This is a genomic window from Pantoea sp. BL1 (assembly GCF_000963985.1).
Taxonomy (GTDB): Bacteria; Pseudomonadota; Gammaproteobacteria; order Enterobacterales; family Enterobacteriaceae; genus Pantoea; species Pantoea rwandensis_B.
Map to the genome: position 1 here is coordinate 94,059 of NZ_JZRH01000008.1, position 16,407 is coordinate 110,465.

Annotated in this window: 14 protein-coding genes; 8 read left to right on the top strand and 6 right to left on the bottom strand. The window is 52.6% G+C overall.

What is annotated here, in order from left to right:
* Nucleotides 1–35: 35 nt before the first annotated feature.
* Nucleotides 36–317 (bottom strand): YeaC family protein, encoded by a 282-nt coding sequence (locus tag VH86_RS05375; protein WP_045816085.1) that lies wholly within the window; start codon nucleotides 315–317, stop codon nucleotides 36–38.
* Between the two features lie 2 nt (nucleotides 318–319).
* Nucleotides 320–730, bottom strand: coding sequence for a peptide-methionine (R)-S-oxide reductase MsrB (gene msrB / locus VH86_RS05380; protein ID WP_045832172.1), 411 nt, complete (start codon nucleotides 728–730; stop codon nucleotides 320–322).
* 338 nt (nucleotides 731–1,068) lie between these two features.
* Between msrB and gapA the strand changes: the two genes are divergently transcribed.
* A complete protein-coding gene (gene gapA, locus VH86_RS05385) occupies nucleotides 1,069–2,067 on the top strand; it encodes a glyceraldehyde-3-phosphate dehydrogenase (protein ID WP_039335472.1) in 999 nt (332 codons plus the stop codon).
* Between the two features lie 74 nt (nucleotides 2,068–2,141).
* Entirely contained in the window at nucleotides 2,142–3,017 is an 876-nt protein-coding gene (locus VH86_RS05390; protein ID WP_045832173.1) for a D-hexose-6-phosphate mutarotase, read from the top strand.
* A gap of 21 nt (nucleotides 3,018–3,038) precedes the next feature.
* Here VH86_RS05390 and VH86_RS05395 read toward each other — a convergent pair whose 3' ends face one another.
* Complete coding sequence (locus VH86_RS05395) at nucleotides 3,039–3,887, bottom strand: aldo/keto reductase (protein WP_045832174.1); 849 nt, start codon at nucleotides 3,885–3,887, stop codon at nucleotides 3,039–3,041.
* A gap of 84 nt (nucleotides 3,888–3,971) precedes the next feature.
* Nucleotides 3,972–4,721, bottom strand: coding sequence for a MipA/OmpV family protein (locus VH86_RS05400; RefSeq protein ID WP_045832175.1), 750 nt, complete (start codon nucleotides 4,719–4,721; stop codon nucleotides 3,972–3,974).
* Nucleotides 4,722–5,128: 407 nt separating this feature from the next.
* On the opposite strand from VH86_RS05400, the gene yeaG reads away from it, so the two are divergent.
* The 6 genes from yeaG to VH86_RS05430 all read left to right on the top strand — a co-directional run bounded on the left by yeaG (nucleotide 5,129) and on the right by VH86_RS05430 (nucleotide 13,857).
* Nucleotides 5,129–7,063, top strand: a complete 1,935-nt coding sequence (yeaG, locus tag VH86_RS05405) for a protein kinase YeaG (RefSeq protein WP_045816081.1) — start codon at nucleotides 5,129–5,131, stop codon at nucleotides 7,061–7,063.
* 91 nt (nucleotides 7,064–7,154) lie between these two features.
* On the top strand, nucleotides 7,155–8,432 hold the full coding sequence (locus VH86_RS05410) for a YeaH/YhbH family protein (RefSeq protein WP_045832176.1): 1,278 nt from the start codon (nucleotides 7,155–7,157) through the stop codon (nucleotides 8,430–8,432).
* A 230-nt stretch (nucleotides 8,433–8,662) separates the two neighbouring features.
* On the top strand, nucleotides 8,663–10,390 hold the full coding sequence (locus VH86_RS05415; RefSeq protein WP_038646621.1) for a potassium/proton antiporter: 1,728 nt from the start codon (nucleotides 8,663–8,665) through the stop codon (nucleotides 10,388–10,390).
* Nucleotides 10,391–10,467: 77 nt separating this feature from the next.
* On the top strand, nucleotides 10,468–10,701 hold the full coding sequence (locus VH86_RS05420; protein WP_034828766.1) for a DUF1480 family protein: 234 nt from the start codon (nucleotides 10,468–10,470) through the stop codon (nucleotides 10,699–10,701).
* Nucleotides 10,702–11,078: 377 nt separating this feature from the next.
* The gene (gene wbaP / locus VH86_RS05425; RefSeq protein ID WP_045832177.1) at nucleotides 11,079–12,545 is read left to right on the top strand and encodes an undecaprenyl-phosphate galactose phosphotransferase WbaP; all 1,467 of its coding nucleotides are present in this window, start codon (nucleotides 11,079–11,081) and stop codon (nucleotides 12,543–12,545) included.
* A gap of 118 nt (nucleotides 12,546–12,663) precedes the next feature.
* On the top strand, nucleotides 12,664–13,857 hold the full coding sequence (locus VH86_RS05430) for a multidrug effflux MFS transporter (protein WP_045832178.1): 1,194 nt from the start codon (nucleotides 12,664–12,666) through the stop codon (nucleotides 13,855–13,857).
* On the opposite strand, the gene dadX is transcribed toward VH86_RS05430, so the two are convergent.
* Both dadX and VH86_RS05440 read right to left on the bottom strand, forming a co-directional pair.
* The gene (gene dadX / locus VH86_RS05435) at nucleotides 13,850–14,920 is read right to left on the bottom strand and encodes a catabolic alanine racemase DadX (protein WP_034828760.1); all 1,071 of its coding nucleotides are present in this window, start codon (nucleotides 14,918–14,920) and stop codon (nucleotides 13,850–13,852) included. The genes VH86_RS05430 and dadX overlap by 8 nt on opposite strands.
* Before the next feature lie 21 nt (nucleotides 14,921–14,941).
* Nucleotides 14,942–16,243 carry a D-amino acid dehydrogenase gene (locus tag VH86_RS05440; protein ID WP_045816078.1) on the bottom strand — a complete coding sequence of 434 codons (1,302 nt, stop codon included), beginning with the start codon at nucleotides 16,241–16,243 and terminating at the stop codon, nucleotides 14,942–14,944.
* Between the last annotated feature and the right edge of the window lie 164 nt (nucleotides 16,244–16,407).

Consider the following 16,407-nt stretch of genomic DNA (forward strand, 5'->3'; position numbering starts at 1 on the left):
AAATGAGGGCTGGTGAAAACCAGCCCTTTTGCGTTCTAGTGCAGGTTAATGCGCGTGATGTCCGGCTCGATACCAAACTCTTCCTTAAGCTGCTTTTTCGACTTCATCACCATCTCGCCCCCTTTGCCAATGGTCATATGCTGTGGGTCGTCGTTGTGACGCGCCTGCCACAGCATCACCAGCTGCAGGCAATTATCGCGCTGCTCCTGCGTCAGCGCGACACCGTCCGGCCATTTACCGGTTTCCACTGCGGTGGCGAGACGCTCGTAGACTTCCGGCGTCATTGCCGCCAGCATGGCTTCCAATTCTTGCTTCATGCTCAGCCCTCTTGTTGCTTGCCGTGCTCATCGGTAAAGCTCAATGAGGCAGAGTTAACGCAGTAGCGCTCACCGGTAGGCTGCGGGCCATCCGGGAACACGTGGCCGAGATGCGCATCGCAATTGCCACAGCGAATTTCCACGCGGTGCATGCCGTGGGAATCATCTTCCAGGTAACGAATCGCTTCGTCGCTGTAAGGCTGGTAAAAGCTCGGCCAGCCGCAGCCTGAATCATATTTAGAGTCGGAGAGGAACAGCGGTGAATTGCACACTAAACAGTGGTAAATGCCTTCCTGCTTGTTGTGCAGTAGTGCGCCACTGAAAGGAGGTTCCGTGCCGCGATGCTGTGTGACATAGCGCTGCATCTCAGAAAGCTGCGCGATTTTTGCCTCGGGTGCGGTGTCTTTAGCCATTTTGAGTTCCGGAGTGTCATTCTGTAAAAATCGACTAGTATTCTAACAAACGAACAACATCTTCATGGTCTTTTTTCGTGCGAACCCGTTCGCCACGACTCTCATAGCGCAAAATTGTGACATCGATCACTCTTTGCAAAAGTCATCCCTTTTCGGCCGCCATTCGGCGTAACATAGGCGCGCAATAAGGGTGCTGCGTAAGCGATTGCGCAACCAATTATTCCTGGCGTTGGAATTGACCTGTCGCAACAATTGACACGATTCCGCTTGACGCCTGGTAAGGTTTTTGTAATTTTACAGCCAACCTTTTATTCACTAACAAATAGCTGGTGGAATATATGACTATCAAAGTAGGTATCAACGGTTTTGGCCGTATCGGTCGCATCGTTTTCCGTGCTGCACAGCAGCGTTCTGACATCGAAATCGTTGCAATCAACGACCTGCTCGACGCGGATTACATGGCTTACATGCTGAAGTATGACTCTACGCACGGTCGTTTCGACGGTACCGTAGAAGTTAAAGACGGCGCGCTGATTGTTAACGGCAAAAAAATCCGTGTTACTGCTGAGAAAGACCCGGCTAACCTGAAATGGGATGAAGTGGGCGTTGACGTTGTTGCTGAAGCAACCGGTATCTTCCTGACCGACGAAACCGCACGCAAACACATTCAGGCTGGTGCGAAGAAAGTGGTTCTGACCGGTCCTTCTAAAGATGCGACCCCAATGTTTGTTCGTGGTGCAAACTTCGACAAATACCAGGGACAGGACATCGTTTCTAACGCCTCTTGCACCACCAACTGCCTGGCGCCACTGGCTAAAGTGATCAACGATCACTTCGGTATCGTTGAAGGCCTGATGACCACCGTTCACGCCACCACTGCAACCCAGAAAACCGTTGATGGCCCGTCTCACAAAGACTGGCGCGGCGGCCGTGGCGCAGCTCAGAACATCATCCCATCTTCTACCGGTGCTGCAAAAGCAGTCGGCGTGGTTCTGCCAGAGCTGAACGGTAAACTGACTGGTATGGCGTTCCGCGTTCCTACCCCGAACGTGTCTGTTGTTGACCTGACTGTACGTCTGGAAAAACCAGCAACTTACAAAGAAATCTGTGCCGTAATCAAAGCTGAATCTGAAGGCAAGATGAAAGGCGTTCTGGGTTACATCGAAGACGACGTCGTATCTACCGACTTCAACGGCGAAACCCTGACTTCAGTATTCGATGCTAAAGCCGGTATCGCACTGAACGACAACTTCGTGAAACTGGTTTCATGGTACGACAACGAAACTGGCTACTCACACAAAGTTCTGGATCTGATTGCACTGGTTGCTGCTAAGTAAGCAACTGGCGAACCAGACAAGGGGTGACTTCGGTCGCCCCTTTTTTTTCATTTGGAAGAAGAGAAGGTCTGACGATGCAAGACACGCTTTATAATTTGCCGGTGGTGAATCAGATCACCCCATATCTGTCACAACGCCAGATGGGCGATTTGCCCATCGTCGTCGTGAGTCATCCCAAGGTTCGTGCGGCGATTGCGCTGCAAGGCGCGCATCTGCTCTCATGGCAGCCCAGCGGTCAGCAACCGGTGATTTGGTTGAGCGAGAAGACGCCGTTTGCCACAGGCAAAGCGATTCGCGGTGGTGTGCCCATTTGCTGGCCATGGTTTGGCCCTGCAGGTGAACCGGCGCACGGATTTGCCCGTAATCAGCCCTGGACACTGACTGCACACGATGAGAACGAAGATGCCGTGATGCTGACGTTCACACTGGAAAGCAACGCACAAACGAAGAAACTGTGGCCGCATGATTTCACCCTGCTGGCCCGTTTCCGTATCGCCGAGCATTGTGAAATCGAGTTGGAAGCCTGGGGCGATTATGAAGCCACCGCAGCCTTGCACACCTACTTCCAAATCGCCGATATTGCTCAGGTTGAAGTGAGTGGCTTAGGAAATAGCTATATCGACAAGGTGAATGCTAACACGGTGGGCAGTTCGGCTGATGGCAAGCAAACCTACCCTGATCGCGTCGATCGGATTCACACGGCTGCCGAGGATTGCAGTGTGATTCATGACATCGCGGGTAAACGTCAGATTGAAGTGTACCACCACTATCAAAGTGACGTTGTCACATGGAACCCAGGGCCGGAATTGTCGTGTAGCATGGCGGATATGCCTAATGAGGGTTACAAAACCATGGTCTGCGTAGAAACGGCTCGCATCAACAAGCCGATGAAAAGTGCCGGTGAATCCCCTGCTCGCCTCGGTACCACCCTGCGCGTGCGCCATAAGTAGGTTTGCGGCGCAGATGCGCCGCTATACCACGTCTAAGCCCGTTTTATGTTGCGGTGCTGGAAACGCCCGGTCAATGATCGCCAACTCCTCAACACTCAAATGCAGGTCTAACGCAGCCGCATTTTCCGCCACGTGTTGTTGGCTGCTGGCCTTGGGAATGGCGATCACGCCTGGCCGACGAATCGCCCACGCGAGCAGCAATTGCGCCACGCTGATGCCCTTATGTTGTGCAATTTGGTGCAAATGGGGATCTTCAAACAGTGACTGACGCAAGCGTCCCGCCTGCGCCAGAGGGCAATACGCCATGATCGTCATATCACGTTGCTGGCATGCCGCTAATAAATCGTATTCGATTCCTCGTGATGCCAGGTGATACAGCACCTGATTAGTCGAGCAGTTTTCACCGCCCGGCTCGCTCCACAGTTCTTGCAGATCGTCAGTATCGAAATTGGATACGCCCCAATGCCGTATTTTTCCCTGCTGTTGCAAGGTTTCCATGGCATGAATCGTCTCCTCCAGTGGCACATTACCGCGCCAATGCAGCAGATAGAGATCAAGGTAATCGGTCTCTAAGCGCTTTAAGCTGCGCTCGCAGGCCTCTATGGCATCCACTTCGCCGGCATTCCACGGATAGACTTTTGACACCAGCCAGGCCTGATGGCGGCGTCCGCGTAACGCTTCACCCACCACCTCTTCCGCGCCGCCTTCTGCATACATTTCCGCGGTATCAATTAGTTGTAAGCCCAAATCCAATCCAGCCTGTAATGCCGAGACTTCCTGACGACGCAGCGCTGCATTCTCCCCCATGTACCACGTTCCTTGCCCAATGGCAGGTAATGCTGGTTCTTCACGGAATTGAATCGTCTTCATTAAAGCTCCCGATGCGCCAGGATGGGGCGCGCTATTGGTGCAATGTAATAAAAACGCCTCATTAAGAGGCGTCGCAGAAAACCATTAGAAACTGTAGCTGATGCCGGTCCAGAGGGTGAACTGGCCACTTTTGTCCACCATCGGACTGTCTTTGATTTCGCTGTCAAAGCGGGTGTAACGCCCGGACAAACTGGCGTTCCAGCTGTCGCTAATCTGGTAGCTGGCGTTCATTTCCACATAGGGTGACCAGCTGTCGTCCGGTTGATATTCAGCAATACCTGTCCGTGCGCTTTCATGCGAAGACACGCCATAGTAGTAGCGGTTTTGGTTGGCGCTGTTCCACATTGCACCGATGCCTGGTGTCAGGGTAAACGCGCCAAAATCGAAGCGATACAGATAGGTAAGATCCCAGATGATGCCATTACTGTTGTTTAGCACATCGCCCAGCAGCGCAGTACGCACAATGCCCCAATCGGCAACATGGCGGTAGCTGGCACCCGCCATCAGGGTCATCCGACGCTTATCCAGTGCCTTCATATCCCCTAAATCATTATCTTTAGGATCGTACTGCTGTGGTGAACCCAGCAGCGTTAACGACAGTTGATTCTGCTGATCTTTCCACAGGTAATAGCCGCCTTGCAGGCTACGGAACCAGAAGTTTTCGCCTTCATAATTGATGACCGGGATGGGGATGTATCGGTCCTGCCCACCGCGATAAGGTGACTGGGCATAAATAACCGAAGCCCCGAGTGATAAGGGTTCTGCATGAGTGCTGAACGCCGCAAAATAACAAGGAACAACACAAGCAAGCGCTTTAAGTTTGAATTGGTTCACAATTTAATCAGTCCATTAATATAACAATCACACGCAGAGTCTAACTAAATTTTCGCGATGGGTTAACGTTAAATCAGGGATGTTTATCACCCGCACGGAATAGTCTGAGGCTGGTTGCCAGCGTAGACATGCAAACTGAATGCCTTAGTGCTTATGAGACTTTGTTATTGATATATCGCTAAATAAGGAGAAAAGTGGCTGCAGATTTTCTGAATGCCTTCTACAGTTAAAAGTAAGACGAGACTTTTTGTACGAGCAGAGTAACCATAAGAATTGTGTATCCCGATAAAAAAACGTCAGGTTGGCATAAGGGTTGCTGTACTCAATAAAGAATATCTTCCGGGAGCTGCAAACGTATCTAATTTCGCTCCTTTACCTGTGCTAAAAACGAAAGGACGGGCATCGCTATGAATATATTCGATCACTATCGTCAGCGTTATGAAGCTGCCAAGGACGAAGAGTTCACACTGCAGGAATTTCTCGCTATCTGTAAGCAGGATCGCAGTGCATACGCCAACGCTGCAGAGCGACTATTGATGGCTATCGGTGAGCCGGTGATGGTTGACACGGCGCAGGAGCCACGCCTTTCCAGAATCTTCTCTAACCGCGTCATGGGACGCTATCCCGCCTTCGAAGAGTTTTATGGTATGGAGGAAGCGATTGAACAGATCGTCTCCTACCTGAAACACGCTGCGCAAGGCCTGGAAGAGAAGAAACAGATTCTCTATTTGCTGGGGCCGGTCGGTGGCGGTAAATCGTCACTTGCTGAGCGTTTGAAAGCCCTGATGCAACGCGTACCGATCTACGTGCTGAGCGCTGATGGCGAACGCAGCCCGGTAAACGATCATCCTTTGTGCCTGTTCAACCCGCAGGAAGACGCCAATATTCTGGAGAAAGAGTATGGCGTGCCGCGGCGTTACCTGGGCACCATCATGTCGCCGTGGGCGGCAAAACGCCTGCATGACTTCGGCGGCGATATTACCCGCTTTAAAGTCGTCAAAGTCTGGCCTTCTATCCTGGAGCAAGTGGCCATCGCCAAAACGGAACCGGGTGATGAGAACAACCAGGATATCTCTGCATTGGTCGGTAAGGTGGATATCCGCAAACTGGAAAACCACGCGCAAAACGATCCTGACGCTTATGGTTACTCGGGCGCACTGTGCCGCGCGAACCAGGGCATTATGGAATTCGTTGAGATGTTCAAAGCACCGATCAAAGTGCTGCATCCCTTACTGACCGCCACTCAGGAAGGTAATTACAACGGTACTGAAGGGATCTCTGCCCTACCGTTTAACGGCATCATTCTGGCGCACTCCAATGAATCAGAATGGGTGACTTTCCGTAATAACAAGAACAACGAAGCGTTCCTTGACCGTGTGTATATCGTCAAAGTGCCTTACTGCCTGCGGGTGTCGGAAGAGATCAAAATCTACGACAAACTGCTCAATCACAGTGAGCTGACGACGGCGCCATGTGCCCCGGGCACGCTGGAGACCTTAGCGCGCTTCTCTATCCTGTCGCGTTTGAAAGATCCGGAAAACTCCAGCATCTATTCAAAAATGCGCGTCTACGATGGTGAAAGCCTGAAAGATACCGATCCAAAAGCGAAATCATGGCAGGAGTATCATGACTACGCCGGCGTGGATGAGGGCATGAACGGCCTTTCGACCCGCTTCGCGTTTAAGATTCTGTCGCGCGTGTTCAACTTTGATCATGCCGAAGTGGCGGCCAACCCGGTACATCTGTTCTACGTACTGGAGCAACAAATTGAACGCGAGCAGTTCCCGCAGGATCTGGCCGAGAAATACCTTGAGCACCTGAAAGGTTACCTGATCCCGAAATACGCGGAGTTTATCGGCAAAGAGATTCAGACCGCCTATCTGGAGTCTTATTCAGAATACGGCCAGAACATCTTTGACCGCTACGTAACCTACGCCGACTTCTGGATTCAGGATCAGGAGTACCGCGATCCCGATACCGGACAGTTGTTTGATCGTGAATCACTGAATGCCGAGCTGGAGAAAATCGAGAAACCTGCCGGGATCAGTAACCCGAAAGATTTCCGTAACGAGATCGTCAACTTTGTGCTGCGTGCCCGGGCGCAAAATAGTGGACGTAATCCCAACTGGACCAGCTACGAAAAACTGCGCACGGTTATTGAGAAGAAAATGTTCTCCAATACCGAAGAGTTGCTGCCGGTGATTTCGTTTAATACCAAGACCTCAACGGACGAACAGAAAAAACACGATGATTTTGTCGATCGAATGATGGAGAAAGGCTATACCCGCAAGCAGGTACGCCTGCTGTGCGAATGGTATCTGCGCGTGCGTAAATCGTCTTAATCGTTACCTGTAAGCTACGCGGCGCCTCGACGCCGCAACAGGAGGCCGGTGTGGTTCCGGCCTGGCTTGCACTGTAGTTTGGGGGATATGTATGGCCTATTTTATCGATCGGCGTCTGAACGGTAAAAACAAGAGCGCGGTCAATCGGCAGCGTTTCCTGCGCCGTTACAAGTCGCAAATCAAGCAGTCGATCTCCGAGGCCATCAACAAGCGGTCGGTCACCGATGTGGAGAGCGGCGAATCTGTCTCGATTCCTATCGATGACATCAATGAACCTATTTTCCATCAGGGACGCGGCGGCAGTCGCCACCGCGTGCATCCGGGGAACGATCATTTCGTCCAGAACGACCGCATTGAGCGCCCACAAGGGGGCGGCGGTGGCGGCGGCAGCGGTCAGGGCAACGCCAGTCAGGACGGTGAAGGTCAGGATGAGTTTGTTTTCCAGATATCGAAAGATGAATATCTCGATCTGCTGTTTGAAGACCTTGCCTTACCGAATCTGCGTAAAAATCAGCACCGGCAGCTGAATGAATATAAAACCCACCGCGCAGGCTTTACCTCCAATGGGGTTCCGGCCAACATCAGCGTAGTGCGTTCGTTACAAAATTCACTGGCACGTCGCACTGCGATGACCGCCGGCAAGCGCCGCATGCTACACGAACTGGAAGCCACGCTGACGGAAGTGGAAAACAGTGAACCCGCTCAGTTACTGGAAGAGGAGCGGCTGCGCAAAGAAATTGCCGAACTGCGGGCACGTATTGAACGTGTGCCTTTTATTGATACCTTCGACTTGCGCTACAAGAACTTTGAGAAGCGCCCCGAGCCTTCGAGCCAGGCGGTGATGTTCTGCCTGATGGACGTCTCCGGATCAATGGATCAGGCCACGAAAGACATGGCGAAGCGTTTTTATATTCTGCTCTATCTGTTCCTGAGCCGTACCTATAAAAATGTTGAGGTGGTGTATATCCGTCACCATACGCAGGCGAAAGAAGTCGATGAGCAGGAGTTCTTCTACTCGCAGGAAACCGGCGGCACCATTGTGTCTAGCGCATTGAAGTTAATGGATGAAGTGGTTAAAGAGCGCTATGACCCGGCGCAGTGGAATATTTATGCGGCACAGGCCTCTGATGGTGACAACTGGGCGGATGACTCTCCGTTATGTCATGAGATTCTGGCCAAACATATTTTGCCGGTTGTACGTTATTACAGCTACATCGAAATCACGCGCCGTGCGCACCAGACGCTGTGGCGTGAGTATGAACATCTGCAGGCCATGTTTGATAACTTCGCGATTCAGCACATCCGCGAGCCAGAAGACATTTATCCGGTATTTAGAGCACTTTTCCACAAACAGGTGGCAGAAGCCTGAACATCAAGCCGGTCATTGACCGGCTTTTTCTTTCCCGCGCCACCGCTCATTCGCCTCAAATCCCCGCTGATTTTTCACACAATTTTAACGATCTATGGGATAGCGCTCCGCAGATTGAAAAAATATGCAATTAAGCGCTGACAAGCTATTGATAAGGCATTATCTTTTCAGCTTGTCTGTGTGAATCCCCCGCAGTTTGTCATTTTCGCTCGTACCGCAGGAGAACGCCGTTGAATGCCAGCATGATTTACAGTTTGTTTATTATTGGTTCCGTGCTGGTTGCAGCAAGTATTCTTCTGAGTTCATTCTCGTCACGGCTTGGCATCCCTATTCTGGTGATTTTCCTTGCATTAGGCATGTTGACTGGCGTTGACGGAATTGGCGGCATCGCTTTTGACAACTACCCCGTGGCGTATCTGGTATCCAACCTCGCGCTGGCCATTATTTTGCTGGATGGCGGCATGCGCACCAAAGCCAGCTCATTCAAGGTGGCGCTGGGGCCCGCATTATCACTCGCCACGGTCGGTGTGATGATAACCGCCGGTTTAACCGGTTTGGCGGCGGCCTGGCTCTTTAAACTCGATTTGATGCAAGGTTTCCTGATTGGCGCAATTATCGGTTCCACCGATGCCGCCGCAGTCTTCTCGCTGCTGGGGGATAAAGGGCTTAACGAACGTGTCAGCTCCACGCTGGAAATTGAATCCGGCAGTAACGATCCCATGGCGGTATTCCTGACCATCACGCTGATTGACATGATCCAGCAAGGCCAGTCAGGCTTAAGCTGGATGTTTGTGGTGCATCTGGTGCAACAGTTCGGTCTCGGTATTGTACTGGGGCTGGGCGGCGGCTGGGCATTACAGCAACTGATAAACCGTATCAATCTGGCGCAAGGTCTCTACCCCCTGCTGGCGTTAAGCGGCGGCATCATTGTGTTTGCACTGACCACGGTCATGGAAGGCAGTGGCATACTGGCCGTTTACCTGTGTGGTTATCTGCTGGGTAACAGCCCGATCCGCAACCGTCACGGTATTCTGCAAACCTTCGATGGTATGGCGTGGTTGAGTCAGATCGGCATGTTTATCGTGCTCGGCTTACTGGTGACGCCATCTGATCTGTGGCACATCGCCGTTCCAGCCATGATTTTATCTCTCTGGCTGATTTTGGTGGCGCGCCCGCTTTCAATTCTGGTGGGTCTGTTGCCATTTAAAGGCTTTACCGGCCGCGAACGCATCTTTATCAGTTGGGTTGGCCTACGTGGCGCAGTACCTATTATCCTCGCGGTATTCCCGATGATGGCCGGGCTGGAAAACGCCAAGCTCTACTTCAACATCGCCTTCTTCGTGGTTCTCGTGTCGCTAATGCTACAGGGCACCTCGCTGGGCTATGCGGCCAAACGCGCCAAAGTTGTGGTTCCCCCTACTGCCTCACCAATCAGTCGCGTCGGACTGGATATCCACCCTGAAAACCCCTGGGAGCAGTTTGTTTACCAACTCAGTGCTGACAAATGGTGTATCGGTGCCGCGCTGCGTGATTTGCAGATGCCACGCGAAACGCGCATCGCTGCCCTGTTCCGCGATAACGCGCTGATGCATCCCAATGGCAGTACGCGCCTTAAAGAGGGCGATGTGCTATGTGTGATTGGACGTGAACGCGATTTGCCCGCTTTAGGTAAAATGTTCAGTCAGTCGCCACCCGTCGCGCTCGATCAACGCTTCTTTGGTGACTTCATTCTGGATGCCGAGGCACGTTTACGCGATGTGGCGCAAATTTATGGGCTGGAACTTGATGAAACCACCAACGATCAGCAATCCCTCGGTCAACTGGTGATGGGCCTGCTGGGCAGTACACCAGTGGTGGGCGATCAGGTGGAGTGGAACCAATTGACCTGGACCGTAGCGGAGAAAGAGGACAACCAAATCGTTAAAATTGGCGTACGTGTCATGGAAGACAAGGAGTAATCCGAACCGCGAAAACGCCAAAACTGCGTGTGAGCGACTATGATCACTATTCCACCCAGCACAAACGGGAGAAGCGCATGGGACACGTGGTAAAGATTGGTCGTTACGAGATCGTTGATGCAGAACTGAATGCTGAAAAGCTCGATACCATCAGCATTCCCTGCAATACCAACCCCGGCCTGAGTTACCAACTCGATGGCTGGGATCATGAAACCAGTGTGCCGGCGTGGATTGATGGCGAGCCCGTCGATCTGCAGATCGGACACTATGACAAGCAACAAGACCGCTGGGTATTAAAAAAACCTGCCTGATGTACCCCCGCCGCCATCCGCTTCGTATGGCGGTCATTCCTAAAAGCAGTCTTAAAATGAAGCGTTCTATCTGCGTTTTTTTTGGTTTTAACCTTGTATTTCAATTAGCTAACTCACTATTTCACGCAGCATTTATTTCCTTTTAAGACTATTTCCATATTAACTCTGTCAAATAACTCCTGCATACTCTTAAACGTTGCTGCAGCTTTTCGTGACGTATATCACGTCTCAAACGGCCCTTTCCATGCAGCGCTTATGGCAGCATTGACTTATATCGCACTGAAAAATCATTTCTTTTTATTTTCGGTGGACAACTCCTGAGCGCGTACTTGATTCTGGTCAGGCCATCTTTTACTTAAGAAAAGAGAGCAGGTTTTATGGCAAGTACATTGGTAATGAATGATGCAACCCGCTCGTGGAGCGGATTGCGTAAAAATCTCATCGCAAAAGTCGCTTTAAGCTTTTCGGATTTAATTGCTCTGAATCTGGCTTTGTTTTTATCTGCAGCAACCGTTCAGGGTATTTGGGGAGAACTGGACACCTTTATTCCGCCGCAGCAGATTGAATACCGCTTTATCGCTCAATTAGGGCTTTCTGTACTTTGCACCGCGTGGTTTTGGGTGCGCATGCGTCATTACACTTACCGCAAACCGTTTTGGTTCGAGTTAAAAGAGATTGTAAAAACCCTGTTCGTTTTTTCGCTGCTGGATTTGGCGCTGATCGCCTTCTCCAAGTGGGACTTCTCACGCATGGTTTGGGTGTTTAGCTGGACTTACGCACTGCTACTGCTGCCGCTGATGCGTGCGGTGGTCAAGCGAGCCATCAACCGCGCAGGTCAGTGGCAGAAAGAGACCATCATTATTGGTTCAGGCAAGAATGCCATGGAAGCTTATGCAGCACTGCAGAGTGAGGAAATCCTCGGCTACAACGTCCAGGCTTTCATCTCACTGGAAGATGAGCACCACCCTGAGAACGTTAATGGTGTACCCGTGATCACCTGGAAAGACATCAACTGGCAAACGATGGATCGCGACAACACGCAATTTATCGTCGCCACTGAGTTTGAACAGCAGGTGGTGCGCGATAAATGGCTGAAGTTCCTGTCCAAAATGAAGTGCCGCTCGATCTCCGTGATCCCAACCCTGCGCGGCGTGCCGCTTTACGGTACGGATATGTCATTCATCTTCAGCCACGAAGTGATGATCCTGCGCGTCAGTAATAACCTGGCAAAACGTTCTTCTCGCTTCCTCAAGCGTACCTTCGATATTGTGGTCGCCTCCCTGTTGCTGCTGTTCCTCGCCCCGGTATTCGGTCTGCTGTGTGCGATGGTAAAACGTGATGGCGGCAATGCGATCTATGGGCATGAACGTGTTGGGCAGGATGGCGTCAAGTTTAAATGCCTGAAATTCCGTTCGATGGTCACTAACTCTCAGGAAGTGTTGCAAAATCTGCTGGCGACCAGCGAAGAGGCGCGCGCAGAATGGGATCGTGATTTCAAACTGAAAAACGATCCACGTATCACCAAAATTGGCGGCTTCCTGCGTAAAACCAGCCTCGACGAATTGCCGCAGTTGTGGAATGTGATTCGTGGTGAAATGAGTCTGGTGGGTCCACGTCCGGTGATTGAAGTTGAGCTGGAACGCTATGCGGGGGATGTTGATTATTACCTGATGGCGAAACCGGGCATGACCGGTCTGTGGCAGGTGAGCGGTCGTAACGATATCGACTATGACACTCGCGTCTATTTCGATTCCTGGTATGTGAAAAACTGGGCGTTGTGGACCGACATCGCCATTCTGTTCAAAACCGCAGGTGTGGTGTTACGCCGCGACGGGGCCTACTGATCCTACCCGCGATGCGATGTCTGTGTTGTCTCAGCAGACATCGCTTTTTTATTCCTTTCTTTTTCCCTGCTAAGTCATTACCCTTCCCGCTTGTTTAACAGGACGTTTCTGGTTTCAGATGCAAAAATTTACCCTGCTGCTTTTAAGCCTGGTGCTGCTGGCACCACTCGGCATCGATTTATACCTTCCTACTCTGCCGCAAATCGCTGAAGGCCTTAACAGTCCGGTCAGTTTGATTCAGATCACCATCCCGCTGTTCTTACTGGTGATGGGCATCGGCCAGCTGGTGACCGGCCCCTTGGTAGATAATTTTGGCCGTAAGCCGATTGCGATCATTGGCCTGGTGCTTTACATCATTGGCAGCGCCGTGGCGGCAACGGCCACCGTATGGCCAGTGTTCTTCCTCGCCCGTTTGATTCAGGGCTGCGCGGTCTGTTGCAGTGCGGTAGTGGCCTTCAGTGGCGTGCGCGATCGTTTAAGCGGTGATGAAGCTGCGCGTGCCTATGGTTTTCTCAATGGTGCATTGAATATTGTGCCGGCATTGGCGCCACTACTGGGTGGTATCCTTGCTGAAGCCTATGGCTGGCGAGCGCCCTTCTGGTTCCTGTGTGGCTATGCTGCAGTCATTGGTTTGATTGTGGTGTTCTTCCTGCCGGAAACCCGTCCAGCCGATACGTTACGCGTCAAAGGATTGCCGTTAGCGCAATATGCGGCGATTGCACGTGAGCCGCGTTTTCTTGCTTTCGCGTTTGCCAACGCGGGTGCGCTCGGCATGGTGCTGACTTATGTGTCACTTGCCCCCCACGTGCTAATGACGGAAGGGGGTCTGACGCCCCTGCAATTCTCCTTTGCCTTTGGTGCCAACGGCTTTTGGATCATGCTGGTCAGTGCGTTTGTGAATAAGACTATCCGTAAAGCCGGACGCCCGTTCTGCCTGGCGATGGGCTTTGTCACCATGCTGCTGGGTGCCATTCTGCTGCTGGCGGGAATGATGCTGTTGCCTGCCGCTTGGCAGACACACTGGGCGCTGTATATGATTCCGGTGGCGGTATCGGTTGCAGGACTGGCCTTTACCGTTGGCCCCGCTACCAGCTACGCGTTAGAGCCGTATCAGCAGCAGGCAGGCGTTGCCGCGGCCTTGCAGGGGTTTATTCAAATGGCGTGCGGCGCGGGTGGCAGCCTGATGATTGTGGCATTACCGGTCGCAGAAAAATCAGCACTGGCTTTAATGATGCTTTTAGGTGCAGCGCTGGCCCTGATTGCCTGGCGCTGCAGTAAGAAGATGCACGGCAGCGTGACCGCGCTTAAATAATCTCAACTGGTACGCGGGGCGCGAGCGCACACATCAGCTCGTAGCCCACCGTGCCAGCGGCTTTCGCCACCTCATCGATTTTCACCTGATTGCCCCACAGTTCCACTTTGGAACCAATCCCGGCCTGCGGGCAAGGTTCGAGGTCAATCATCATCATATCCATGGAGATCGCGCCCAGCGTCTGGGTACGAATACCATCGACGCTGACTGGCGTGCCGGTTGGCGCATGGCGTGGATAGCCATCTGCATAGCCGCAAGCCACAATACCAATGCGCTGTGCGCCCGATGCATGATAGCGATAGCCATAGCCCACGCCGTCACCAGCACTGAGCTGCTGCACACCAATGATTTCACTGTTCAGCGTCATCACCGGCTGCAAGCCGCTGCTGGCAATATCCTGCCAATTCCCACTTGGCGATGCGCCATAGAGAATGATCCCCGGACGCACCCAGTCAAAGTGCGCCTCTGGATGCCACAAAGTGGCGGCAGAGTTGGAGAGCGAGCGCGGGCAATCCAAACCTTCGGCGGCCAGTTCAACGCGCTTCATCGGTTCGATAAGTCCTTCCGGGTTTTCCGCGTCCGCAAAATGTGCCATCAGCGTCATCTCACCGACGTTAGGGAGCGCACGCAGTTTCTGCCACGCCGCCTGCACCTGTTCCGGACGGAAACCCAGCCGATTCATGCCGCTGTTCATCTTCACATAGATATCAACCGGTGCAGAAAGTGAAGCTTTGGCCAGCGCCTGAATCTGCCAGTTGCTGTGCACACTGGTGGTCAAACGATAACGATCGATCAAGGTTAAATCTTCGGCATGGAAGAAACCTTCCAGCAACAGAATCGGTTTTTTCCAACCCTGCTCACGCAACAGAATCGCTTCTTCCATATTCAACAGCGCAAAACCATCGGTCTCTGCCAGACTTTGCCAGACACGCGCGATACCGTGCCCGTAAGCATTGGCTTTGACCACTGACCAAACCCGCGACTGCGGTGCAGCCTGCCGTACAATCGCCAGATTGTGGCGCAGCGCCTGTTGGTTAATGGTGGCGCCAGTAGGACGTGACATGCTTGTGCTCTCCCTGAGGTCTCAACGCGCCGCGTTAGCGTTACGCAACGGCGACGAATGGGGTTCGAAACCCGGCAGGTAGCGCAGTACTGACAAATCGTCTGCGGCAATCGCCGGTTTCTGACCGGAAATCAAATCGGCCAATAGCTGACCGGAACCACAGGCCATGGTCCATCCCAGCGTTCCGTGACCGGTGTTGAGATAGAGATTGGACAGCGGTGTACGCCCGACAATCGGCGTGCCGTCCGGCGTCATCGGACGCAATCCTGTCCAGAACGTGGCCTGTTCAACAAAACCGCCTTCAGGATAGAGATCGCTGACCACCATCTCCAGCGTTTCACGTCGTGCAGGCGTCAGTTTGGTGTTAAAACCAACAATTTCCGCCATGCCTCCCACGCGGATGCGATCGTCAAAGCGCGTGACCGCCACTTTGTAGGTCTCATCGAGGATGGTGGAGACCGGGGCTGCGTCTGGATTCTTAATCGGAATAGTGAGGGAATAGCCTTTAAGCGGATAGACCGGAATTGACACGATGTCTTTCAGCAGCGCGGTCGAGTAGGAACCGAACGCCACCACATAGGCGTCCGCCTTAATCACCTCTTCGCCACACTTCACGCCGTAAATACGATTGCCTTCACGCAGCAGTTGGTCAACCTGAGTGTCGTAGCGGAAGGTGACACCCGCAGCGGCTGCCATCTCGGCCAGGCGCTGCGTAAACAGCTGGCAGTCTCCGGTTTCATCATTCGGTAAACGCAGCCCGCCGGTCAGTTTATGTGCCGTCGTGGCCAGCGCCGGTTCAACGCTGTGTAACTGGTGTGCTTCCAGGAGTTCGTAAGGCACGCCGGCTTCTTTAAGCACGGCAATATCTTTGCTGGCGCTCTCAAACTGTTGCTGAGTGCGGAACAACTGCAAGGTGCCGCCCTGCCGGCCTTCATAGGCGATACCGGTCGAGGCGCGCAATGCTTTCAGGCAATCACGACTGTATTCCGCGATACGTACCATGCGTCCTTTGTTTTCCTGATAATGGCGCATGTCACAGTTGCGCAGCATGTTCCACATCCATTCCAGCTGGAACTTGCTGCCATCGAGGCGGACGGCCAATGGCGCGTGGCGCTGGAACATCCATTTAACCGCTTTCAGTGGCACACCCGGTGCCGCCCAGGGCGCCGCATAACCTGGAGAGATCTGGCCAGCGTTACCGGCACTGGTTTCCAGCGCGGCCCCCGGCTGGCGATCGATGACCGTAACCTCATGTCCAGCCTGCGCCAGATACCAGGCACTCGCCACTCCCACGACACCACTTCCAAGAATCACTACGCGCATAAGCCCCTCGCCGCGGCAAAAGCATAATCAACTATGAATGCTGTTTGTACCAGCATAACCAGACAGCACTTCTTATCTTACATTCGACAGACATATTTCACATGTTTTTCACCTTCCTGCACACAGAAATCATGAGGTAGTGCAAAAATCAGGATTTTTTATGC

What these genes read in the sequence shown, in the direction of transcription:
- VH86_RS05375 (WP_045816085.1), bottom strand. Translation starts at nt 317, where the DNA reads ATGAAGCAAGAATTGGAAGCCATGCTGGCGGCAATGACGCCGGAAGTC.
- msrB (WP_045832172.1), bottom strand. Translation starts at nt 730, where the DNA reads ATGGCTAAAGACACCGCACCCGAGGCAAAAATCGCGCAGCTTTCTGAG.
- gapA (WP_039335472.1), top strand. Translation starts at nt 1,069, where the DNA reads ATGACTATCAAAGTAGGTATCAACGGTTTTGGCCGTATCGGTCGCATC.
- VH86_RS05390 (WP_045832173.1), top strand. Translation starts at nt 2,142, where the DNA reads ATGCAAGACACGCTTTATAATTTGCCGGTGGTGAATCAGATCACCCCA.
- VH86_RS05395 (WP_045832174.1), bottom strand. Translation starts at nt 3,887, where the DNA reads ATGAAGACGATTCAATTCCGTGAAGAACCAGCATTACCTGCCATTGGG.
- yeaG (WP_045816081.1), top strand. Translation starts at nt 5,129, where the DNA reads ATGAATATATTCGATCACTATCGTCAGCGTTATGAAGCTGCCAAGGAC.
- VH86_RS05410 (WP_045832176.1), top strand. Translation starts at nt 7,155, where the DNA reads ATGGCCTATTTTATCGATCGGCGTCTGAACGGTAAAAACAAGAGCGCG.
- VH86_RS05420 (WP_034828766.1), top strand. Translation starts at nt 10,468, where the DNA reads ATGGGACACGTGGTAAAGATTGGTCGTTACGAGATCGTTGATGCAGAA.
- wbaP (WP_045832177.1), top strand. Translation starts at nt 11,079, where the DNA reads ATGGCAAGTACATTGGTAATGAATGATGCAACCCGCTCGTGGAGCGGA.
- VH86_RS05430 (WP_045832178.1), top strand. Translation starts at nt 12,664, where the DNA reads ATGCAAAAATTTACCCTGCTGCTTTTAAGCCTGGTGCTGCTGGCACCA.
- dadX (WP_034828760.1), bottom strand. Translation starts at nt 14,920, where the DNA reads ATGTCACGTCCTACTGGCGCCACCATTAACCAACAGGCGCTGCGCCAC.
- VH86_RS05440 (WP_045816078.1), bottom strand. Translation starts at nt 16,243, where the DNA reads ATGCGCGTAGTGATTCTTGGAAGTGGTGTCGTGGGAGTGGCGAGTGCC.